General features: G+C 67.8%; 21 protein-coding genes and 1 tRNA gene. 10 read left to right on the top strand and 12 right to left on the bottom strand.

Translation table 11 applies throughout. From position 1 onward, the window contains the following. Positions 1–98: 98 nt before the first annotated feature. Positions 99–1,439, top strand: coding sequence for an FAD-binding oxidoreductase (locus AAFN89_RS05280; RefSeq protein ID WP_347536639.1), 1,341 nt, complete (start codon positions 99–101; stop codon positions 1,437–1,439). Between the two features lie 452 nt (positions 1,440–1,891). On the opposite strand, the gene AAFN89_RS05275 is transcribed toward AAFN89_RS05280, so the two are convergent. The 4 genes from AAFN89_RS05275 to AAFN89_RS05260 form a co-directional block, all read right to left on the bottom strand. Beyond that, a complete protein-coding gene (locus AAFN89_RS05275) occupies positions 1,892–2,902 on the bottom strand; it encodes a helix-turn-helix domain-containing protein (protein ID WP_347536637.1) in 1,011 nt (336 codons plus the stop codon). After that, positions 2,899–3,465, bottom strand: a complete 567-nt coding sequence (locus AAFN89_RS05270) for a cysteine hydrolase family protein (RefSeq protein WP_347536635.1) — start codon at positions 3,463–3,465, stop codon at positions 2,899–2,901. Before AAFN89_RS05270 ends, AAFN89_RS05275 begins: the two co-directional genes overlap by 4 nt. 204 nt (positions 3,466–3,669) lie before the next feature. Next, the gene (locus AAFN89_RS05265; RefSeq protein ID WP_347536633.1) at positions 3,670–4,611 is read right to left on the bottom strand and encodes a lauroyl acyltransferase; all 942 of its coding nucleotides are present in this window, start codon (positions 4,609–4,611) and stop codon (positions 3,670–3,672) included. After that, the gene (locus tag AAFN89_RS05260; protein ID WP_347536631.1) at positions 4,592–5,848 is read right to left on the bottom strand and encodes a glycosyltransferase family 4 protein; all 1,257 of its coding nucleotides are present in this window, start codon (positions 5,846–5,848) and stop codon (positions 4,592–4,594) included. The genes AAFN89_RS05265 and AAFN89_RS05260 overlap by 20 nt, the downstream gene beginning before the upstream one ends. 27 nt (positions 5,849–5,875) lie before the next feature. On the opposite strand from AAFN89_RS05260, the gene AAFN89_RS05255 reads away from it, so the two are divergent. Next, complete coding sequence (locus AAFN89_RS05255; protein ID WP_347536629.1) at positions 5,876–6,670, top strand: alpha/beta hydrolase; 795 nt, start codon at positions 5,876–5,878, stop codon at positions 6,668–6,670. Here AAFN89_RS05255 and AAFN89_RS05250 read toward each other — a convergent pair. Further along, on the bottom strand, positions 6,639–6,929 hold the full coding sequence (locus tag AAFN89_RS05250; RefSeq protein ID WP_347536627.1) for a hypothetical protein: 291 nt from the start codon (positions 6,927–6,929) through the stop codon (positions 6,639–6,641). The genes AAFN89_RS05255 and AAFN89_RS05250 overlap by 32 nt on opposite strands. 173 nt (positions 6,930–7,102) lie before the next feature. Between AAFN89_RS05250 and AAFN89_RS05245 the strand changes: the two genes are divergently transcribed. Continuing rightward, positions 7,103–7,193: transfer RNA gene (locus AAFN89_RS05245), tRNA-Ser, on the top strand. Positions 7,194–7,254: 61 nt separating this feature from the next. Here AAFN89_RS05245 and AAFN89_RS05240 read toward each other — a convergent pair. Genes AAFN89_RS05240 through htpX form a run of 4 tightly spaced genes read right to left on the bottom strand, consistent with a single transcriptional unit; the run spans position 7,255 to position 9,590 of the window. Continuing rightward, entirely contained in the window at positions 7,255–7,719 is a 465-nt protein-coding gene (locus AAFN89_RS05240; protein ID WP_347536625.1) for an AAC(3)-I family aminoglycoside N-acetyltransferase, read from the bottom strand. A gap of 37 nt (positions 7,720–7,756) precedes the next feature. Continuing rightward, entirely contained in the window at positions 7,757–8,146 is a 390-nt protein-coding gene (locus AAFN89_RS05235; protein WP_347536623.1) for a VOC family protein, read from the bottom strand. Then, a complete protein-coding gene (locus AAFN89_RS05230) occupies positions 8,143–8,718 on the bottom strand; it encodes a HutD family protein (RefSeq protein ID WP_347536621.1) in 576 nt (191 codons plus the stop codon). Before AAFN89_RS05230 ends, AAFN89_RS05235 begins: the two co-directional genes overlap by 4 nt. Continuing rightward, on the bottom strand, positions 8,715–9,590 hold the full coding sequence (gene htpX, locus AAFN89_RS05225) for a zinc metalloprotease HtpX (RefSeq protein WP_347536617.1): 876 nt from the start codon (positions 9,588–9,590) through the stop codon (positions 8,715–8,717). Before htpX ends, AAFN89_RS05230 begins: the two co-directional genes overlap by 4 nt. Before the next feature lie 120 nt (positions 9,591–9,710). Between htpX and AAFN89_RS05220 the strand changes: the two genes are divergently transcribed. The 3 genes from AAFN89_RS05220 to AAFN89_RS05210 all read left to right on the top strand — a co-directional run bounded on the left by AAFN89_RS05220 (position 9,711) and on the right by AAFN89_RS05210 (position 13,279). Further along, the gene (locus tag AAFN89_RS05220; protein WP_347537035.1) at positions 9,711–9,905 is read left to right on the top strand and encodes a succinate dehydrogenase assembly factor 4; all 195 of its coding nucleotides are present in this window, start codon (positions 9,711–9,713) and stop codon (positions 9,903–9,905) included. Between the two features lie 115 nt (positions 9,906–10,020). Further along, complete coding sequence (locus AAFN89_RS05215) at positions 10,021–11,214, top strand: pyridoxal phosphate-dependent aminotransferase (RefSeq protein ID WP_347536615.1); 1,194 nt, start codon at positions 10,021–10,023, stop codon at positions 11,212–11,214. Between the two features lie 421 nt (positions 11,215–11,635). After that, on the top strand, positions 11,636–13,279 hold the full coding sequence (locus AAFN89_RS05210) for a hypothetical protein (RefSeq protein ID WP_347536613.1): 1,644 nt from the start codon (positions 11,636–11,638) through the stop codon (positions 13,277–13,279). Between the two features lie 240 nt (positions 13,280–13,519). On the opposite strand, the gene AAFN89_RS05205 is transcribed toward AAFN89_RS05210, so the two are convergent. After that, entirely contained in the window at positions 13,520–14,434 is a 915-nt protein-coding gene (locus AAFN89_RS05205; RefSeq protein ID WP_347536611.1) for a transcriptional regulator GcvA, read from the bottom strand. Positions 14,435–14,579: 145 nt separating this feature from the next. On the opposite strand from AAFN89_RS05205, the gene AAFN89_RS05200 reads away from it, so the two are divergent. Further along, positions 14,580–14,780 (top strand): DUF1127 domain-containing protein, encoded by a 201-nt coding sequence (locus AAFN89_RS05200; RefSeq protein ID WP_347536609.1) that lies wholly within the window; start codon positions 14,580–14,582, stop codon positions 14,778–14,780. Positions 14,781–14,801: 21 nt separating this feature from the next. Here AAFN89_RS05200 and AAFN89_RS05195 read toward each other — a convergent pair whose 3' ends face one another. Together AAFN89_RS05195 and AAFN89_RS05190 are read right to left on the bottom strand one after the other, a co-directional pair. Next, the gene (locus AAFN89_RS05195; protein WP_347536607.1) at positions 14,802–16,055 is read right to left on the bottom strand and encodes a class I SAM-dependent methyltransferase; all 1,254 of its coding nucleotides are present in this window, start codon (positions 16,053–16,055) and stop codon (positions 14,802–14,804) included. Further along, positions 16,052–17,134, bottom strand: a complete 1,083-nt coding sequence (locus tag AAFN89_RS05190; protein WP_347536605.1) for an asparaginase — start codon at positions 17,132–17,134, stop codon at positions 16,052–16,054. The genes AAFN89_RS05195 and AAFN89_RS05190 overlap by 4 nt, the downstream gene beginning before the upstream one ends. 129 nt (positions 17,135–17,263) lie before the next feature. Here AAFN89_RS05190 and AAFN89_RS05185 point away from each other — a divergent pair, with 129 nt between their 5' ends. The 3 genes from AAFN89_RS05185 (at position 17,264) to rlmN (ending at position 19,715) form a co-directional block, all read left to right on the top strand. Continuing rightward, positions 17,264–17,797, top strand: coding sequence for an RNA methyltransferase (locus tag AAFN89_RS05185; RefSeq protein WP_347536603.1), 534 nt, complete (start codon positions 17,264–17,266; stop codon positions 17,795–17,797). 136 nt (positions 17,798–17,933) lie between these two features. Continuing rightward, positions 17,934–18,461, top strand: coding sequence for an invasion associated locus B family protein (locus AAFN89_RS05180; RefSeq protein ID WP_347536601.1), 528 nt, complete (start codon positions 17,934–17,936; stop codon positions 18,459–18,461). A gap of 102 nt (positions 18,462–18,563) precedes the next feature. Further along, positions 18,564–19,715, top strand: coding sequence for a 23S rRNA (adenine(2503)-C(2))-methyltransferase RlmN (gene rlmN, locus AAFN89_RS05175; protein ID WP_347536599.1), 1,152 nt, complete (start codon positions 18,564–18,566; stop codon positions 19,713–19,715). Positions 19,716–19,727: the final 12 nt, after the last annotated feature.

Here is a 19,727-nt window from a genome sequence, read left to right as displayed (position 1 = left end):
GTCCAGAACACCGCCTGTCGCGCCCAAGGCGGATCGCCGCGCGCGCCCCGATAGACTTTCCGGCAATGGGAGTTCACATCAGGGAGACGCAGACGATCATGAGCACTACCCTTCCCGACGGCGTGAAATACGTCGTGGTCGGCGCCGGCATCCACGGCCTGTCCACCGCATGGCATCTGGCGATGGAGCTGGAGGCCAAGGGCGCTGGCTCCGGCGCGGACGTGATCGTCATCGACAAGTCCGGCCCCGGCGCCGGCGCGTCCGGCATCGCCTGCGGCTGCGTCCGCAACCTCTATATGACCGAACCCCTGCACGCGATCCTGCGCCATTCGGTCGATGTCTGGATGTATGACCCGGTCGCCTTCGGCTTCCAGCAGGTCGGCTACATCTCCGCCGGGGAGGCCAATCAGGCGGAAGATTACGAGCGGATGGTCAAGAGCCAGAACGGCGTCGGCTATCCGTCGGAGGTCCGCCACGGCAAGGACGCCAAGGATTTCCTGAAGAACATCTGGCCCGACTTCAACACCGACAAGATCGAGGTCGTGCTGCATGAGAAGCTGTCCGGCTATGCCGGCACGCGGCAGGCGATCCGCGGCCTGGCCGGCAAGTGCGAACAGCATGGCGTGCGCATCTTCAGCGGCGTCGAGGTAGAGGGCTACGACCGGACGAACGGCGCTGTTTCCGCCGTCAGGACCGACCACGGGACGATCCGGTGCGACGCCGTCATCCTCGCTCTCGGCGCATGGACCCCGAAGCATTGGGAGATGCTGGGCGGCGCATCGACGCTGGATGTCGGCTACCGCGACGGCTCCAGGATCGATGGCAAGGATATGTGGACCTATTGGCGGCTGCTGGAGGGCGAGCTCTATTTCGACGAGCCCTACGTCACGCGGGAGGGCTACAACCCGCCGGTCCTGCATGTGGAACTGATGAACACCCCGGTCATCGACGAGCGGACGGGGCGGGAGATCAGCGACAACATGTATATCTACTGGAAGAACGGGAACGAGCGGATGGACCGGCCGGGCCTCCAGGGCGGGACGATGCCGATCCGCATCGGACCCGAGGCGTCGGTCGAGCCCTATGGCCACGACAATCCCGAATATCAGGCCGATCCCTGGTTCGCGGACTACATGCCCTCCGCGATGGGCTATCTGATGGGCCGGTTCAAGGGCCAGCGATCGAACTTCCGGGAGCGGCCGAACGGCGGCATCGGGGCCTTCACCCCGGACAATGTGCCGATCTTCGACTGGATCGCCGACAACGTCTACATGATCGCAGACTCCAACCACGGCTTCAAGATGACCGGCGTCGGCAAGCTGGTCGCCCGCCATCTGGCGCGCGGCCATGAGGTGGAGGAGCTGAAACCCTTCGCCTTCAGCCGCTTCGCCGAAGGCCGGGCCTACGGGTCGGGCACCACCAACTGCCCCTGGGTCTGATCCGCAGCGGGCCAGGTGGGGCGGCGGGAAGGTCCCCGCCGCACTCCCTCATGGTGAGCCTGTCGAACCATGAGGGCGCTACACCCTTCGACAGGCTCAGAGGCTAACTTCTTGACGTCATGCCGGACGACGATCCGGCATCCAGGCGCCTTGCCGACGGAGGCATTCTCTTTGTGTGGGGAAGGCCGATAGGGCAGGGCCGCTGGATTCCCGATCGGAGTCGGGAATGACCAATAAAAACAATGTCATTCTGGACTTGATCCAGCATCCATACGGTGTCGATGGCTGGCGGGACCGCGCCGGTTCTTCACCGCCGATAACGCGGCGGTGGCCCATGGATTCCCTATCAAGTTGGGAATGACCAAATGGGAGATAGGTGAGCCTGTTGGACCATGCAGGCGCCGGCCCTTCGACAGGCTTGGGGCTAGGAGGAGGAACTGAAGAAGGGCGCGCTACGGCGGCGCTTGCATAACCGACCGCCGGGCCAGGCGGGGCGGCAGGTCGTGGAACCGCTTCCAGGCGCGCCTGAACTGCCGGGCCGATCCGAAGCCCGCCCGCTCGGCGACATTCTCCATATCCAGCCTCGTCGCCCCCAGAAGCTCGCCCGCCAGCGCGACCCGCATCCGGTTGACGTAGTCGGTCACGCTCATCGCCGCATGTTCGTTGAACAGGCGGGAGAGATGGCGCGGACTTGCCCCCGCCTCCCTCGCGAGATCCTCAAGGCTCCAGGCGCGCGCCGGCTCCGCCGCCACCGCATCCTGCGCGCGATGCACCACCGGATGGATGTGGTTGCGGCCTTCCAGCCAGGGTGAAAGCTGGGGATCGGCCCCACCCCGGCGCATATAGACGACGAGGTAGCGGGCGACCGCGACCGCGCAGGCTGGTCCCACCATCCGCGCCACTATATGCAGCATAAGATCGATGCCCGCCGTGACTCCCGCGCTGCTCAGCCGGTCCCGGTCCTCCACATGCAGCCGGTTCTCCATCACCGTCGCGCGCGGCGCCAGCGCCGCCAGGTCGGCGCAGCAGCTATGGTGCGTGGTGCAGGCATAGCCGTCCAGCAGCCCCGCCCGCCCGGCCAGCAGCGCGCCGGAGCAGATGGAGATCAGCCGGTGGCCGGGACGGATCGCCACCTTCAGCCAGTCGACGATCCTGTCCTCCGCCGCCGCATCTTCCTTTTGGGAGGCCGCAACCTCGCCCAGAACGGTCGAGGCGTTGCCGGAAAGAATGACGAAAGCGTCGTCCGACAACCGCTCCGGCAAGGGCTCTATTCCGGCGAGGCTCAGGCCGACCGAACTGGAGATTGTCGCGGACGGGCCGACATAACGGACGTCGAACCGGACCGCCGACTGCTCCAGATTCGCCTTCCGCAACACTTCGATCGGCCCGGCCACGTCCAGCAGCAGGGTCCGGGGCGGCAGCACCACGAAGACAGGCACGCAGCGCTGCGCCCCGGTAATCATGCGGCCAGGACCTCCGGACGGCCACGCAGCGCCTCGTCCACGGTCGCGATCCGGGCGAAGCGGCCGGCCAGAACCAGCTCCGTCCGCGCTCTGATCTCATCCGCGGACCATGTCCGGCCGGCGGCGTCGGTCATCGCGAAGGTCAGCGTCGCCTCGCCCACATAATCGACCTCATAGCCAAGGTCGGAGGCGTGACGGGTCGTCGTCTCACAGCACTGCTCCGTCCGGATGCCGGCGACGATGACGCGGCGGATGCCGTTCTCCGTCAGCCACACATCCAGTCCGCTGCCGACGAGCGCGCTGTGCCGGCGCTTGCGGAAGACCGCATCCGGCTCGATTGCCAGCGGCGCCAGCGTGACGACATTGCCGGATCCCAGCGAAAACGCGCCTTCATCCTCGACATGGAATATCTGGACCACCGGAACGCCCCGCGCCTTCGCCCCGTCGATCAGCGCCTGTGCCCGATCGAGGAAGGCTGGCACGTCCTTCTCATCCCAGTAGGGACGGTGCCGGAAGGATTCCTGGGCATCGATGAGCAGCAGGGCAGTATCGGAACCGGACATTTTCATCTCCATCGGAAATAGGAACTACCCAGAGTCTACGCCAATGGTATCTGGACAAAAGGCATCGTGCGGACGAAGGTGGGACATATAACGCCAAACCGCACCCCCACCCCGACCCTCCCCCGCTTTGCAGGGGAGGGAGTCATTTAGCCCCCTCTCCTGCTTGCGGGAGAGGGGGTTGGGGGTGAGGGTGGTTATTCGCCTTCACCCCTTCCAGCGTTTATGCAGCCACAGCCATTGTTCGGGGCGTTCGCGGATCCATTCGCCGATGGTGTCGTTCAGCCGGCGAGTGCCCTCCCGCACCGCTTCCTTCCGGTCCGTGCTGGCGGGGATGTCCAGGGGCGGCGCCACCGTGACGCGGAAGCGCGCGCCGTCCAGCCGCTCCACCCGGATCGGCAGCAGGGCGCAGCCGAGATGGCGGGCGAACTCCACCGCCGCCGGCGAAGTCAGGGACGGGCGGCCGAGGAACGGCACGTCGATCCCGCCGCTGAAATGCTGGTCGACCAGCAGCCCCAGCACGCCGCCGCCCCGCACGATGCCCAGCGCCCGGCGGCTGGCCCCGCCTTCCATGCGCTTGGCCAGCATCCGGTTGCCCAGCTTCTCCCGCAGCCTCAGCAGCCAGCGATCGACATGCGGGTTGTTGAGCGGCCGGTAGAACGACCAGATCGGCAGCCCCTCCATCGCGGCCGCCACCGCGGACACCTCCCAATTGCCCAGATGGGCGATCGCCATGACGCAGCCTTCGCCTCTCTGCGCGCGGTCCCGCACATGCTCCAGCCCGACGATCTCGATCCGGCCTTCCGGGTCGCCGAGCAGCCGGTCCAGATGGGTGTATTCGGCCAGCACCCGGCCCAGATTGTCCCACATGCCTCGCACGATCCGGTGGATCTCCGGCTTCGGCATGTCGGGGAAGGTCGCGGCTATGTTCCGTCGGGCGGTCCGGCTGGCGCCCAGCCACGGCCCTATTGTCCGCAGGATGCGCCCGCCCCAGGCCGAGGCGGTATCGATCGGCAAGGCCCGGAACAGCCAGTAGAAGAGCGCCACCCCCAACGCCTGGAGCGGATAGTCCAGAACCCGCTGACGCCGCGCCCGCCGGTTCCGCCGCCGCCGCGCGCTATGCGGGTCATCAAGAATGGAGGGCGGCATGGGGCTCAGCGTGGGCGGAGGCCTGATGGCCGATCAGCAGTTCCTCATAGACATCCAGCGTGGCGTCGCACATCCGATCCCGGCTGTAGTTGGCGCGGACATGGGCGATCGTGCGGTCGGCCAGCGCCTGGCGCTGGTCCGGCGACAGGGTCAGCGCCTCCTCCAGCGCCGCCGCCAGCGCGTCGGGGTTTCCGGGCGGCACCAGCCAGCCGGTCTGGCCGGGAATCACCGTCTCCTGCGGCGCGCCGATCGCGGTCGCGATCACCGGCCGGCCCATCGCCTGGGCCTCCACGATCACGCGGCCGAAGCCCTCCGGCTCCGTCGTCGCGCTGACCACCACGTCGGCCAGCTTGTAGGCCGACGCCATGTCGTCGCAATGGTCGGTGATGTGGACGGAACTCTCCAGCCCCAGCTTCCTGATCCGCGCCTCCAGCTCCTCCCGATAGCGCTTCCGCCCCTGGTCGGAGCCGATGAACAGGCAGCGCACTTCGCCGATGCGCAGCCGCGCCAGCGCGTCCAGGATCACCAGATGACCCTTCAGGCGCGTCAGCCGCGCCGGCACGGCGATCACCGGCACGCCGTCCGGCAGCCGCCAGTCCCGCGCCATCTTGATCACCCGCTCCGCCGTCACCGCCGCCGGATCCAGCCGCCGCACGTCGATCCCGCGCGGGATGGTCCGGATGATCGAAGGATCGACCTTGTAGTTCTCCTGGATGTAGCCGGCGATGTAGTTGGAGATCGCGATCACCCGGTCGCCGCGTGTCATGACGCTGTTGTAGCGTCGCTTGCCCGGCAGGTTGATCGCGTAATGGGCATGGACGGTGGTGACGAAGGGCGTGCCGGTCCGCCGGCAGGCGCGCCAGGCGCTCCAGGCCGGGGCGCGGCTCCGCGCATGGACAAGGTCGACCCCCTCCCGCCGCATCAGCGCGATCAGCAGGTCGGCATTCTTCCGGATGCGCCAGGGATTCTTGCTGGCCAGCGGCAGGGCCACATGCTCCGCGCCCGCCCTCGCCAGCTCCCGCACCATCGGCCCGCCGGAGGAGGCGACGATCGCCCGGCCGCCGGCCTCCACGATGGCGGCGGCCATGTCGACCGTCCCGCGCTCCACCCCGCCGGACACGAGCGAAGGCAGCACCTGAAGGATGACGGGGCCGCCGGCGTAACCATCGGTCTGGCCATCCGCCCCGGACGGCTTGTCCGACGGGCGCGGCGGTGTAGGGTCTGGGCTCTGCGACATGCTTTGGGCGATGAGGGACATTTCGGAATGATGAAGGCGGCGCACCATAGCCTAGCGGCCCCGGATGGAACCAGCCTTGCCTACGCTTCCCTGCCGGCCAGTGGCTCGACGCTGCCGGGACTCGTGTTTCTCGGCGGTTTCCGGTCGGACATGACGGGGGTCAAGGCGACGGCGCTGGAGGCGTTCTGCGCCGCCCGCGGCCAGCCCTTCCTCCGCTTCGACTATCGCGGGCACGGCGCCTCCGGCGGCCGGTTCGAGGAGGCGACGGTCGGCGACTGGGTCTCCGACGCGCTCGCGATGATAGACGGCGCGACGAGCGGCCCGCTGATCCTGGTCGGCTCCTCCATGGGTGCCTGGATCGCCGTTCTGGCCGCCATCGCCCGCCCGAAGAGGATCGCCGGGCTGGTCGGAATCGCCTCCGCGCCGGACTTCACCGAGGACCTGATCCATGACCGGCTGACAGCCGGACAGAAGGCCGAACTTGCGCGCGCTGGCGTGCTCCGCCGGCCTTCCGTCTACGATACCGAGCCCTACCCGATCACAAGCCGGCTGATCGAGGACGGGCGGGAGAGGCTTGTGCTGCGCGCGCCCATTCCCCTGGCGATCCCGCTGCGCCTCGTCCACGGCCTTGCCGACCCGGACGTTCCGTGGGTCCAGAGCCGCCGGCTGCTGGAGGCGTGGGAATGCGCCGATGCCCGCCTCACCCTCGTCAAGGATGGCGACCATCGCCTGTCGCGGGAGCAGGATCTGTCGCTGATGATGGATGCGGCAGCGGAAATCTCCGCCCTCGTCACCCCATCCGCCGCCGCCCCAGCAGGATAAGCAGGAGTCCCGGCGCGGCGATCGTCAGGGCGGCTGGCCACAGCAGCATGGTGACGATCGCGGGATCCCATAGCTGGGGCGGCAGATAGCGCTGGATGACCTCCTGGGTCAGGTTGAGGCTGGACGAATCCAGCAGGAACCACAGCTCCCCGCCGGTGATGAGCCGGAAGGGCGACCCGTCGGCCCAGCGCCAGACATCCCGCCCCAGGATCAACAGCCCCAGCACCACAAGGGCCCAGCCCACCGCGCGCACCGCCATCGATCCCCCCCGCCGGTAAAGAATAGCGGGAATCTACGGCCCCGCCGCCGCCGCGACAAGCAAGGCCCGCGGCATCCCACGGCTTTGTGAAACCGCTAAATCGCCGATCGGATGCGTAACCGCCAGAGCATCCTTGCCACAACGCGCCACCGCCGCTATTTTCCCGCGCCTGCGGAGGGGTGGCCGAGTGGTTGAAGGCGCTCGCCTGGAAAGCGGGTATACGTCAAAAGCGTATCGAGGGTTCGAATCCCTTCCCCTCCGCCACTTCGGTATTGTCCGGCCCGGAGACATGGATGACAGGTCGTACCTAAGACAGGGTACGCCCTCACTCCACCGCGATGTCGAAATGCAGGACGTCCTCGCGCGTTCCCAGCTTGGTGTAGAGCGCGATTGCGGGGTCGTCGCCGTGATCGGCCTGGACGAAGATGACGTAGGCGCCGCGCGCCGCCGCGATGTTTTTCAACTCCTCGATCAGCGCCGTTGCGACGCCCTGCCGGCGGTGCGGTTCGGCCACGGCCAGGTCGTAGATGTAGATCTCGCTGCGCTCCCGCTCGAACTTATGGAGCTCATAGGCCGCGAGCCCGCCGACGACCGCGCCGCCCTTCACCGCCGCCAGCGCGATGAACTGGTCGCCGCCCAGCAGGCGCTCCAGATAGGCGCGGCCGGGGCGGGCCGCGCCGTAGGTTTCAGCGTCATCGAAGGCCTCGCCGAAAACGATCAGCAGGGCGTCCATGAGCGCCATGTCGCCGGGGGCGAGGCGGCATATGGCGAAGGGCAGGGAAGGCGGCATGGCGGGACGATCCTTCAACTGTTCTTAGGCGGCGAGATCACCGCAACTGCAGCAAATCCCAGCGGTTGCCGTAGATATCCTCGAAGACCGCGACCGTGCCGTAAAGTTCCTCGCGCGGCGCTTCCAGGAATTTCACGCCCCGCGCGCTGAACTCCCGATGGTCCCTGTGGAAATCATCGGTCTGGAGGAAGAGGAAGACCCGCCCGCCCGTCTGATCGCCGATGCGGGCTGCCTGCTCCGGCGTGGCGGCGCGGGCCAGCAGCAGGCGCGTCTCCCGCGATCCCGGCGGCGCGACCAGTACCCACCTTTTGCCGCCGCCCATATCGGAGTCCTCGATCAGATCGAACCCGAGCATCCCGGTATAGTAGGCAATGGCCTCGTCATAATCGCGGACGAGCAGCGCGACGGCTCCGATATGGCTGGTCATGACGGAACCGCCCCGATGGTCGCGACCATCGCCTGGCCCCGGACGTGGAGAGCGGCCCCCATGCCTTCGACCATCGCCGTCATGCCCTCGTCGATCTCGACCGTCTCGTCGACCACCGTGAGGCCGCATGGCCCGGCCAGGGCATGGACCAGGATCGTCCCAGCGGTCGCCGGAATGGCATGGTCGGCGGGGCCGGCTATCCTCGCCAGCGATCCGGCGGTCCGCAGAGGGTCGATCATCAGGTTGAAGTTCCGGATCGGCCCCTCAAGCAGTTCGCAGCGCGTGGCGGCCGTTCCGGAGAAACGGAAGGGAAGATCCTCCGGCGTCAGGGTCACCGGATTCTCGCTCCCGACATGAAGGCGCATGCCGACGCCGTCCGCCACGGCGATCACGCGTTCAAGGCCGGGAAAGGCCGAGAAGTCGCCCGGCCGGTCGACATCGGCGATGCTGACCCGCCAGAGGGTGGCGCCGTTCTCCTCCCGCCGCGCGATCTCGACCGTCTCGCCGCCGCCGTTCCTCCACGGCATCCGGCGGTAGTCGGAAGGCCTCAGCAGCCGGATCGCGCCCTTCACCCCCACGGTCCCGCCGGCTGGGCGGCGGCGGAGGGCGCGCCCGCCATTTCGCGCAGCCGGGCGACGCGGTTGGCGGTCTTCGGATGGGTGGAGAAGAGGCTGTCCACCTTGTGGGCGTGCAGCGGATTGATGATGAACATGTGCGCGGTCGCCGGATTGCGCTCGGCCGCGTGATAGTCGATCCGGCGGGAGAACGCGTCGATCTTCTCCAGCGCCGCCGCGAGCCAGAGCGGCTTTCCGCAGATCTCCGCGCCGATCCGGTCGGCCTCGTATTCCCGGCCCCGGCTGATCGCCATCTGCACCACCATGGCGGCGATGGGAGCGAGGATCATGGTCAGTATGACTCCGACGAAGCCCATCGGGTTGTTCCGGTTGCCGCCGAAGAAGATCGCGAAATTGGCCAGCATGGAGAGCGCGCCGGCCAGCGTCGCCGTCACCGTCATGATCAGCGTGTCGCGGTTCTTCACATGGGCCAGCTCGTGCGCCATCACCCCCGCCACCTCCTCCGAGCTCAGCCGCCGTAGCAGGCCGGTCGTGGCGGCGACGGCGGCGTTCTCGGGATTGCGGCCGGTGGCGAAAGCGTTGGGCTGGTCCGTCTCGATCAGGAAGACGCGCGGCATCGGCAGGCCGGCGCGCTCGGAAAGCTGCCGCATCATGCCGTGGAACTCCGGCGCGGTCCGGGCGTCGACCTCCCGCGCATTGTGCATGCGCAGGACCATCTTGCCGGAATTCCAGTAGGCGAAGGCATTCATGCCCAGCGCGACCAGCAGGGCGATCATCATGCCGCTCTGCCCGCCCAGCAGGAAGCCGGCTCCCAGGAACAGGGCCGTCATGCCGGCCAGGAGCACCGCCGTTTTCATATAGCCGGCCATGTTCTCGATATCCTTTCGATGCCGAAACCCAGAAAGTAGGTAAGGATGCACAGCCCTCGTTCCAAGCGCCCGCTCCAAACGGTGGACCTGCGGCGATTCCGGAGCCATATGAGGACGATGATGAAGGAACATCGCATCCGGAACGCTCCAGAGAAGCCGGACCCCGCGCGCCCCGCCCCCTCGAAGGCGAAGGAGCACCGCCCGCCCCGGCCGGCGGAACAGATCCAGAAGCCGGGGGAGATCGGCGGCCGCGACGGCCCCGAACCCACCCGCTATGGCGACTGGGAGGTCAACGGCCGCTGCTCGGATTTCTGAACGGCCCGCGGCGTTATTCACCAGCATTGTCCGCTGACAATCCGCCCCTACCGGCAGCGGAAAGCCGCTGATAGTCTCGCCAGTCGAGACCAACGGACATGCTGGAGCGGGATTCATGGACGGGCAGACGGCAGGCGACGACCTTCTTTCGGCGATCCGGCCGGAGATCGCCCAACTGCCGGAAAGCGGCATCCTGATCGTCGCCAATTACGGGCGGGAGAAGGAGGGGCTGCTGCCGCTCTGGTTCGGCGAGGGCGACCTGCCCACGCCCGACTTCATCGGCGAGGCCGCGACGACGGCGCTGAAGGCCGGCAACACCTTCTACACCTATCAGCGGGGCATCCCGCCGCTGCGCCAGGCGCTGTCGGACTATCTTGAACGGCTCTACAGCGTTCCCGTCGCCACAGACCGGCTGACGGTCACGACATCGGGCATGCAGGCGATCATGCTGACCATGCAGATGCTGGTCGGGCCGGGGGACGAGATGGTCGCCGTCTCTCCGGTATGGCCCAACATCTTCTCCGCCGCCCGCATCACCGGCGGAACCGTCCGCCAGGTGGCGACGGAGAGGCGTGAGGACGGATGGCGGCTCGACCTCGACCGGCTGGTCGATGCCTGCGGACCGAAGACGCGCGCGATCTTCATCAATTCGCCGTCCAACCCCACCGGCTGGATCATGCCGGAGGAGGACATGATCGCCTTGCGGGACTTCGCCCGTGGCCGCGGCATCTGGATCATCGCCGACGAGGTCTATGGCCGCTTCGTCTATGACGGGCCGGAGGGGTCCCGCGCGCCCTCCTTCCTGGAGATCACGGAACCCGACGACCGGCTGATCGTCATCAACACCTTCTCCAAGAACTGGTCGATGACCGGCTGGCGCATCGGCTGGGTGGTCGCCCCGCCGGCGCTGGGCCGGGTCTATGAGAATCTGGTGCAGTTCAACACGTCGGGCACGACCACCTTCCTCCAGCACGGCGCGGCGACGGCGCTGAACGACGGCGACCCGACCGTCGACGCGCTGGTGGAGCGGTGCCGGAAGGGGCGGGAGATCGTCTGCAGCCGGCTGGAGACGCTGCCCAACATCCGCCTGACCCGCCCGGCCGGCGCCTTCTACCTGCTCTTCGGCGTGGAGGGGGAGACCGACAGCATCGCGCTGGCCAAGAGCCTCATCGACAGGGCTGGCGTCGGCCTCGCCCCCGGATCGGCCTTCGGCGAGGGCGGCGAAGGCTATCTCCGCCTCTGCTTCGCCGGCTCCCACGCCCATCTGGAAAAGGCGATGGACCGCCTGGTCCCGGCGCTGGGCGGCTGATTGCGTAGAATTCCCTGTGCATATCGTTCGAGAGGCCACGAAGGTACTTCAGTTGGTCATTCCGGCCCCCGAGCAGGAATCCATGGGCCATGGCCGCTTCACCGACGGGCGAAGACCGGCCGCCGCCCGGGCATCCTCGACGCCGCATGGATGCTGGATCAAGTCCAGCATGACATTGTTTTTGTTGGTCATTCCGGACTTGATCCGGAATCCATAGGCCCTCGCCGCTGCGCCGGCGGCGAAGGACCGGTCGCTGTCCCTGCCTCCATCGATACCGCATGGATGCTGGATCGAGTCCAGCATGACGGTATTGGTGTGCGTTCTGCCGGTTCGACCGGCAGCCCTTTTCGCCATGGCCCTTGACCATGCCTTCCGGCGACCCTCCCTTACTGAGGGCGTTCGATGATTGTTCGGTGAAGGCATGGTGGGCAGGGTGGCGGCAGCGGCGGTGGGGATCGTGGCGCTTTGGGCGGTGATCAGCCTCGCGCTCAACCTGCCGCGCTGGCCAACCGAACTGTTCGGCCCGCTCCATCTGGCTTTGGCGGTCGAGGTCGGGATCGCCTTCGCGCTGGTCGCCCTGCTGCCCGGCCGCCGGCCCTTGCGCATCACGCTCGCCATCCTGCTGACGGCGCTGGTCGCGCTCAGGCTGATGGATTTGACGGCCCAGTCCGTGGTGGCCCGGCCGCTCAACCTCTTCCTCGACGTGACGCTGGTCCCGGCGCTCTATACCGTTCTCCGGACGACCGTCGGCGCGGCGGAATCGGTCGCCCTGCTGCTGGGCGCGGCGCTGGGGCTTGTCGCCTGCTTCTGGCTGATCGCGCTGGCGCTGCGCGTCGTCGAGCGGCTGGCGCGCCGCCGGGACGGGCGGATCGCGCTCGGCATCGTCCTGCCGGCCGGGCTTCTGCTGTTCCTCCTTGGCGCAACCTTCCAGACGCCGTGGCGTCCGGTCGTGGCCAGCGCCGGCGGGGCGGTCGCCTTCCAGGTCGACCAGATGGCCCGGACGCTGGACCGTCACGCCGCCTTCCGCGCCGCCGCGGATCAGGACGCTTTCGCGGGGCTGGACGGAGAGACGCTGGCGGCGGGCCTGCGCGAGGCCGACGTCTTCGTGATCTTCGTGGAGAGCTACGGCGTGACGGCGCTGGACGATTCGCAATTCGCTCCGGTCATGGCGGCCCGGCTGGCGGCGTTCGAGGACAAGCTGGCCGCTGCCGGGCTGTCGGGGGTTTCGGGGCGGCTCGATTCCCCCACCGTCGGCGGCCAGTCCTGGCTTGCCCATTCCACGCTGCTGTCAGGCCTCAGGATCGCCGACCAGACGCTCTACAGCCTGCTGCTGACCGGCGACCGCCGAACCCTGACCGACCTGATGGGCCGGGCCGGCTATCGCACCGTCGGGCTGATGCCGGCGATCACCCTGCCCTGGCCGGAGGGCGAGATGATGGGGTTCGACGCGATCCACGACGCCCACGACATGAACTATGAGGGGCCGCTCTGGTATTGGGGCACGATTCCCGACCAGTACGCGCTCGCCTTCCTGGAACGACAGGAATTGTCGGAAACGGGTCGCCCGCCCATCTTCACCGTCGCCGCGTTGATCGGCAGCCACGCCCCCTGGACCCCGGTCCCGGAGGTGATCGAGGATTGGAGCCTGATCGGGGACGGCCGCATCTTCCACCGCTTCGTCGATAATGGCGAGCCGCCGGAGATCGTCTGGCGCGATCCCGGTTCGATCCGCGCCTACTACGCCCGATCGGTCGGCGCCTCCATCGACATACTGGCCTCCTGGGCCGCCCGCCATCTGGACCAAGGGGATCTCGCGATCATCCTGGGCGATCACCAGCCGGCGCCGGTGGTGACCGGGCCGGGCGCGCCGCCGGACGTCCCGATCCACATCGTCAGCGGCGATCCCTCCCTATTGGCCCCGTTCCGGGGCTGGGGCTTCGTCCCCGGCATGGTTCCGGGGCCGGGGGTGGCGGCAAGGCCGATGGAGGATTTCCGCGACTTCTTCCTCCGCGCCTTCACCGTCCCCCGCCCGGAAATGGCGGGCGGGGAGCGGACGGGATCGTAGCCGCGCGGCGAAGCTGCGCCGGCCCATGGATTCCGGATCAAGTCCGGAATGACCAACAAAAACAATGTCATGCTGGACTTGATCCAGCATCCATACGGCGTCGATGCCGGGCGAGCCTCACCAGAATGTCCAGCAAAGGAACAACTCGCCCAACCCCCTCATGGTGAGCCAGTCGAACCATGTGTGCCCGCGTCCTTCGACAGGCTCAGGACGAGGGGGAAAGGCATAAGTCCCAACCGCTCAACCCGTCGCCGCCTTCGGATCGCGGGCGGCCTCCTCCAGCAGCCAGTCGCGGAAAGCGACGATCTTCGGGCGCTGGGCGTCGCGTTCCGGGCACAGGATGTAATAGGCGTATTCCGTAGGCAGGCTGATGTCGAAGGGCCGGATCAGCCGGCCGGCGGCGAGGTCGTCCGCCGCTAGCGCGCTGCGGCCCAGCGCCACCCCCTGCCCGTCGACCGCCGCCTGCAGCAGCATGGAGGAATCGGTGAAGGCCGGCCCCCGGCGGGGGTCGAGGCCGGCCACGCCCGCGGCCAGCAGCCACATCGGCCAGTCGGTCGCCATGTCGTCATGCAGCAGCGTGTGCCAGCGCAGATCCTCAGGCGCGCGCAAAGGTGGGCGTCCATTCACGTCGCCTTCGGCCAGCGCCGGACTGCATACCGGGAAGAATTCCTCCGTCAGGAAACGGTTGGCGGCCAGGCCGCTATAGGAACCGGCGCCGTAGCGGATCGCCAGGTCGATATCGTCGCGGTCGAAATCGACCGGCCGGTCGGTGGCGGAGACGCGGACGTCGATATCTGGGTTGCCGTCGCGGAAGCGGCGCAGCCGGGGCACCAGCCATCTGGCGGCGAAGGAGGGCAGGACGCTGACGATCAGCGGCCCCGTAGCGTCTTGCGCCCTAAGCTTCCCCGTCGCCGCCGTCAGCCGTTCGAAGGCGGCCCGCACCTCCGGCAGGTAGGCCTGCCCGGCATCCGTCAGCAACAGGCCGCGATGGCCGCGGCGGAAAAGCTGGATGCCCAACTCCTCCTCCAGCGTCTTGATCTGGTGGCTGACCGCCGCCTGGGTCACATGAAGCTCCGCCGCCGCGCGGGTGAAGGAAAGGTTGCGCCCCGCCGCCTCGAACACCCGCAACGCTTTCAGGGAAGGCAACCGGACCATTGTGACCGCTCCGTTAAGGCATAAGTTTTTCTAATATTACACATGAAAAATGATCTTTTGAAAATCCGCTTCGTTCCCAGCAAATTGATGGTGTTGGCGCTTCATTGAAACGTCGCTCCCCCCATTTTCGATAAGGTCCATCACTATGGCTGAGGTTGTCCGTTCCTCTGCGTTCGCGGCCGGATCCGGGCCTGCCCGCAATCCGCTCGACACGCTGTGGCAGTGGCAGTTCCGGTTCCGGGCGCGCCGGCGTCTGGCGCAGTTGGACGATCGCATGCTGAACGATATCGGGCTCGACCGCCATGTGGCGGCGCAGGAGATCGCCAAGCCGTTCTGGCGCGCCTGATCCAAGGAACTTCCTTCCGCTCTACCGGCGGAGGAACAGCTTCCCGAACCCGTTGAGCACACGATAAAGGGCAGTGAAATCCTTATGGAACGCCGTCCAGGAGAGGTCTTCCCCCCGCCTCTCCGCCAATAGAAGACGAATCTCGCCGAGCGTCCGTTCGCCGTCGACCAGCGCCAGCATGGCGGGCGCGGTCGCCGGCAGCGACGGTCGCGCCGTCAGTCCGTCATAGCGCAGCGTGATCGGCTGGCCGGGCTTCAGCGACTTCGCCATGGTCGGCCCGTCCAGACCGCGCAGGACCGGCCGCATCCCCGGATCGTCGGGAGAGGCGATCCGGCCCTCCGCGCCGGCATGGCGGACATAGAAGATGTGCGTCTTGAAGGCGCCCGAAAGCTCCTCCGCCAGCGCCGCCCGGTCCAGCGGGCCCAGACCCTCCAGCCGACCCCGCAGGCGCGGGTCGCCGAGATAATGGGCGGGGTCGTAGCGGGCGGGATCGATGAAGCTGACGATCTCCAGCCCCGCCCCAGCCACCCATTTCGCGATCTCCGGCACCGTATAGGCCCGGTCCTGGCTGTGCAGAAGCAGGTCGTAGAGGCCGGCATCGCTGGCCCTGTGGTCGCCCAGGAAGGCGTTGCGGCGGAACCAGTTCGTCTCCGGCAGGGACGCCACGAGCCGTTTGGCCAGCGCCACCCTGTCGGCGTCGGAAAGCCCGCCGCCCAGCCGGCGGAGCGCGCTCTGCAGCGGATAGACGCCCGTCCGCCCATGAGTCCCATAGACCATCAGCCCCATCCCGCCTTCCGGCGCCAGCCGGTCGCGCAAGGCCGCAAGGCCCGCCGCCGGGTCCGGCAGATGGTGCAGAACGCCGCAGCAATCGATGTAGTCGTAGAGACCCGGCGCCAGCGTCGCGAGGTCGAGAAGCGATCCGGTATGGAAGCGGATCATGCTCGTCAGCCCGCGCGCCTCCGCCCTCGCCTCCGCGATCCGGCGCGATTCCGTCGAAAGGTCGACATAGTCGATGCGCGCGTCCAGCCCTTGGTCGGCGCAATGCTGGGCCAGCATGACGAGCCCGTCGCCCGTGCCGCCGCCGGCGACCAGCGCGCGGAAGGGCCGGCCCTTCTCCCACCGGCCGCCGAACAGATAGTGGACCAGCTCATCCAGCCAGGAGGGCGATCCGACGATCAGCCGCTTCTTCTCGTCGCGGGGATCGCGGGCGGGGTAAGGGTAGGCTTCGTACTGGGCGCGGACGGAGTCGGGCGCGCCTTCCTTCCGCTTCCTCACCCGGGGAACCCGTCCGCCGCGCGCACCTGCCCGACCTCAAGCCCCCGCCGGTTCTTCAGCACGGGATGGCCGGCGTCGCCCAGGCTGGCCCAGCCGGCATCGTCCAGCGCGCCGACATGGCGCAGCAGGGCGGCCATGGCAACGCTGGCCGCGCGCTCCGCCCCGTCCTCGATCTTCACCGCGATGCCCAGCCCCTGTTCCGGCAGCACGGCGCAGGAGACGCCCTCCGCGCCCGCCTTGACCATGAACCGTCCCTGGCCCGCCTTCATGACCGCCGTGTCGAACCGGTCTCGCCCGGCGATCAGGTAGGGATGCTTTCCCCAGGCGGTTCGAAGCCGCACCGCCGCCTCCGCCCGCTTCTCCGGCAGGTCTTCCGGATCGGCCAGCCGCGCCATGGCGACGGCCAGCCCGCCCAGCGGCACGGCGACGGTCGGGATGGAGCAGCCATCGACACCCCAGGGGGCGTCGCCCAGTTCCTGCCCGGTCATCTGTTCCAGGATGCCCAGGATGCGCTGCTGCACCGGATGGTCGAACCGGACATAGCCGCCGGTCGGCTCCCCCAGATGCTTCGCCACCGCGAGGAACCCCGCATGCTTGCCCGAACAGTTGTTGTGCAGGGCGGAGGTCGGGACGCCGTCCCGGACCAGCGCCTCGGCGGTCGCGGAATCGTAGGGAATCTGCGCCCCGCATTCCAGATCGTCGGCGGAAAGCCCCATGCGGTCCAGCCACGCCGCAACCGATTTCGTATGCACCTTCTCGCCATTGTGAGAGGAGCAGGAGAGCGCCAGCTCCTCCTCCGACACGGAGAAGGCGTCGGCCGCGCCGCTTTCCACCAGCGGCAGCGCCTGGAGCGACTTGATCGCGGACCGGGGGTAGATCGACCGGCCGAGATCGCCCCAATGGCCTTGGACCCTTCCGTGGGCGTCGGCGATGACGGCGATGCCGCGATGCCGGCTTTCGACGATCGGCCCCCGCGTCACCTCAACGACGATCGGGTCGCCCTCGCGGCGCAGATCGGCGCGGCCGGACGCTGCGGCGCGATTATCGTTCGTCGGATCGAGCGGATGGTGATGCGACATCGGATCTGGCCTCGGGACGGGTGAATGGGGCGGTGCGAAAGGAGCGGAAAGCGGCGCACACCTTGCCTCGCGCGCCGACGCCATGCAAGGTGCCGCCGATTCGCGAGGACAAGCGGGAACAAGGGTTCGATGAAGGGATATTTCGGCATCGGCGTCGAAGGCGTCAGCAAGCCGGCGAATGTCGGCGCGCTGATGCGGACGGCCCATGCCTTCGGCGCCAGCTTCGCCTTCACCATCGCCCCGGCGACGGACATAAAGGGCTTCCGCGCCGCCGACACGTCGGAAGCCGCGAAGAACGTGCCGCTCTATACCTATGACAACCTCGATGCGCTGGACCTGCCCAACGGCTGCGATCTGGTGGGGATCGAGCTGATGGACGAATCGATCGACCTGCCCAGCTTCCGCCATCCCCGTCAGGCGGCCTACGTGCTGGGGCCGGAGCGCGGAGGCCTGTCGCCGGAGTTGGTGGCCCGGTGCGCCCATATCGTCAGGATTCCGACCCGCTTCTCGATCAACCTGTCGCTCGCCGGCGCGCTGGTGATGTATGACCGACTGCTGACGCTGGGCCGCCACGCGCCCCGCCCGGTCCGGCCGGGCGGACCGACGGAGGCGCTGCCGCCCCATGTCCACGGCGCCCCCGCCTTCAAGCGGCCCCGCGCCTGAACGTCCCACCCTCTCCTGGCCCACCCTCTCTATGCCGGCGATACCGCAAAATCGTCATAATAGTCTGGGAAACCGGCGGTCCCCGCAGGGTGATTCACCCTAGAATCCGTTTTCGAAATCCATATAGTGTGGCGCCATGTTGAAGAACGCTCGCCTCGCCTGCCTCGCCCTCGCCGGCCTCATGCTGGTCCTGCTCACCGCGACTCCCTGGGAGGCGCAAGCGCAGGATGTGGAATATCTCGGCAGCAACCGTGACTGGCATGCCTTCCAGTATATGGAGAACGGCAATCCGGTCTGCTACATCGCCAGCAAGCCGACCAGCGAGGAAGGGAACTATACCTCCCGCGGCGATGTCTTCCTGCTGGTGACCCACCGGCCGGGGGAGAACAGCACGAACGTGGTCAGCATCCTGACCGGCTACACCTATGAGAGCGGCAGCGAGGTCGAGGTGACGATCGGCAACCGGACCTTCTCCCTGTTCACCGACCAGGACACCGCCTGGGCGACGGACGAGGACGACCAGGCGCTGATCGAGGCGATGAAGGCCGGCACCGACATGGTGGTCAGGGGTACGTCCAGCCGTGGCACGCTGACGACGGACACGTACAGCCTTCTCGGCTTCACCGCCTCGCACGAGCAGATCAACCAGGCCTGCGGCGTTTAGTCTCCGGCGTTTCCGCCGCCGTCGGCGGATGGTAAGATCCCTGGCGCTTTAACGGCCTTTCCGCATCGGCGGAAGGGCCGTCGACTTATGGAAATGGACCTCATGGGCCTCGACAGCCACGCAAGCCTCTTCGCCCCGCCGCCGCCCCGCGCGGACGGCCGCGTCAATCTGGCCGGTCTGTCGCGCGACGAACTGGCGGCCGCAGTGACGGAGATGGGGGAACCCGCCTTCCGCGCACAGCAGCTCTGGCGCTGGATCTACAATGCCGGCGAGACGGATTTCGACCGCATGTCGAATATCGCCAAGCCCCTGCGCACGCGCCTCGCGGAACGGTTCGTCGTGGCGCGGCCGGCGGAGAGCCGGGGCCAGCACAGCTTCGACGGCACCGCCAAATGGCTGCTGCGCATGGATGACGGCCAGGAGGTCGAGACCGTCCACATCCCGGAGGAGGATCGCGGCACGCTCTGCGTCTCCTCCCAGGTCGGCTGCACGCTGACCTGCCGCTTCTGCCACACCGGCACCCAACGCCTGGTCCGCAACCTGGAAGCGTCCGAGATCGTGGGCCAGGTGATGCTGGCCCGCGACCGGCTGGAGGATTGGCGCGCTCCGGAGGGGGAGCGGAAGCTGACCAACATCGTCCTGATGGGCATGGGCGAGCCGCTCTACAATTTCGACAATGTCGCCAAGGCGATGCGCATCGTCATGGATGGCGAGGGCATCTCCATCTCCCGCCGGCGCATCACGCTGTCGACCTCCGGGGTCGTCCCGATGATGCAGCGCTGCGGGGAGGAGCTGGGGGTCAATCTGGCGGTCAGCCTGCACGCCGTGACGGACGAGTTGCGGGACGAACTGGTGCCGCTCAACCGGAAATACCCGGTGAAGGAACTGCTGGACGCCTGCCGCGCCTATCCCGGCACCAGCAACGCCCGCCGCATCACCTTCGAATATGTGATGCTGAAGGGCGTCAACGACACGCTGGCCGACGCGCGGGAACTGGTCCGCCTGCTGGACGGCATCCCGGCCAAGGTCAATCTGATCCCGTTCAACCCGTGGCCCGGCGCGCCCTATGAGTGCTCCACGAAGGAGGCGATCCAGCGCTTCTCCGAGGTGCTGATGGAGGCCGGCTACGCCAGCCCGGTGCGGACGCCGCGCGGCCGCGACATCCAGGCGGCCTGCGGACAGCTCAAATCCGACAGCGTGCGGCAACGTCGCGCACGCCCGGCTGTGGACTCCGCCGTTTCGGCCCCTATCTAGCCTGTCGTGTGT

Source organism: Inquilinus sp. CAU 1745, assembly GCF_039839375.1.
GTDB lineage: Bacteria > Pseudomonadota > Alphaproteobacteria > DSM-16000 > Inquilinaceae > JBDOQU01.
The sequence above is the reverse complement of the archived record's forward strand: the minus strand, read 5'-3'. Positions and strand labels throughout refer to the sequence as shown.

Excerpts from the sequence above, each read along its gene's own strand:
- AAFN89_RS05190 (WP_347536605.1), bottom strand. The coding sequence starts at position 17,134 with ATGTCGCATCACCATCCGCTCGATCCGACGAACGATAATCGCGCCGCA.
- AAFN89_RS05270 (WP_347536635.1), bottom strand. The coding sequence starts at position 3,465 with ATGTCCGGTTCCGATACTGCCCTGCTGCTCATCGATGCCCAGGAATCC.
- AAFN89_RS05280 (WP_347536639.1), top strand. The coding sequence starts at position 99 with ATGAGCACTACCCTTCCCGACGGCGTGAAATACGTCGTGGTCGGCGCC.
- AAFN89_RS05220 (WP_347537035.1), top strand. The coding sequence starts at position 9,711 with ATGAAGGAACATCGCATCCGGAACGCTCCAGAGAAGCCGGACCCCGCG.
- AAFN89_RS05200 (WP_347536609.1), top strand. The coding sequence starts at position 14,580 with ATGGCTGAGGTTGTCCGTTCCTCTGCGTTCGCGGCCGGATCCGGGCCT.
- AAFN89_RS05265 (WP_347536633.1), bottom strand. The coding sequence starts at position 4,611 with ATGCCGCCCTCCATTCTTGATGACCCGCATAGCGCGCGGCGGCGGCGG.
- AAFN89_RS05240 (WP_347536625.1), bottom strand. The coding sequence starts at position 7,719 with ATGCCGCCTTCCCTGCCCTTCGCCATATGCCGCCTCGCCCCCGGCGAC.
- AAFN89_RS05255 (WP_347536629.1), top strand. The coding sequence starts at position 5,876 with ATGATGAAGGCGGCGCACCATAGCCTAGCGGCCCCGGATGGAACCAGC.
- AAFN89_RS05205 (WP_347536611.1), bottom strand. The coding sequence starts at position 14,434 with ATGGTCCGGTTGCCTTCCCTGAAAGCGTTGCGGGTGTTCGAGGCGGCG.
- AAFN89_RS05185 (WP_347536603.1), top strand. The coding sequence starts at position 17,264 with ATGAAGGGATATTTCGGCATCGGCGTCGAAGGCGTCAGCAAGCCGGCG.
- AAFN89_RS05250 (WP_347536627.1), bottom strand. The coding sequence starts at position 6,929 with ATGGCGGTGCGCGCGGTGGGCTGGGCCCTTGTGGTGCTGGGGCTGTTG.
- AAFN89_RS05275 (WP_347536637.1), bottom strand. The coding sequence starts at position 2,902 with ATGATTACCGGGGCGCAGCGCTGCGTGCCTGTCTTCGTGGTGCTGCCG.
- AAFN89_RS05260 (WP_347536631.1), bottom strand. The coding sequence starts at position 5,848 with ATGTCGCAGAGCCCAGACCCTACACCGCCGCGCCCGTCGGACAAGCCG.
- AAFN89_RS05210 (WP_347536613.1), top strand. The coding sequence starts at position 11,636 with ATGGTGGGCAGGGTGGCGGCAGCGGCGGTGGGGATCGTGGCGCTTTGG.
- AAFN89_RS05215 (WP_347536615.1), top strand. The coding sequence starts at position 10,021 with ATGGACGGGCAGACGGCAGGCGACGACCTTCTTTCGGCGATCCGGCCG.
- AAFN89_RS05235 (WP_347536623.1), bottom strand. The coding sequence starts at position 8,146 with ATGACCAGCCATATCGGAGCCGTCGCGCTGCTCGTCCGCGATTATGAC.
- htpX (WP_347536617.1), bottom strand. The coding sequence starts at position 9,590 with ATGGCCGGCTATATGAAAACGGCGGTGCTCCTGGCCGGCATGACGGCC.
- AAFN89_RS05180 (WP_347536601.1), top strand. The coding sequence starts at position 17,934 with ATGTTGAAGAACGCTCGCCTCGCCTGCCTCGCCCTCGCCGGCCTCATG.
- rlmN (WP_347536599.1), top strand. The coding sequence starts at position 18,564 with ATGGGCCTCGACAGCCACGCAAGCCTCTTCGCCCCGCCGCCGCCCCGC.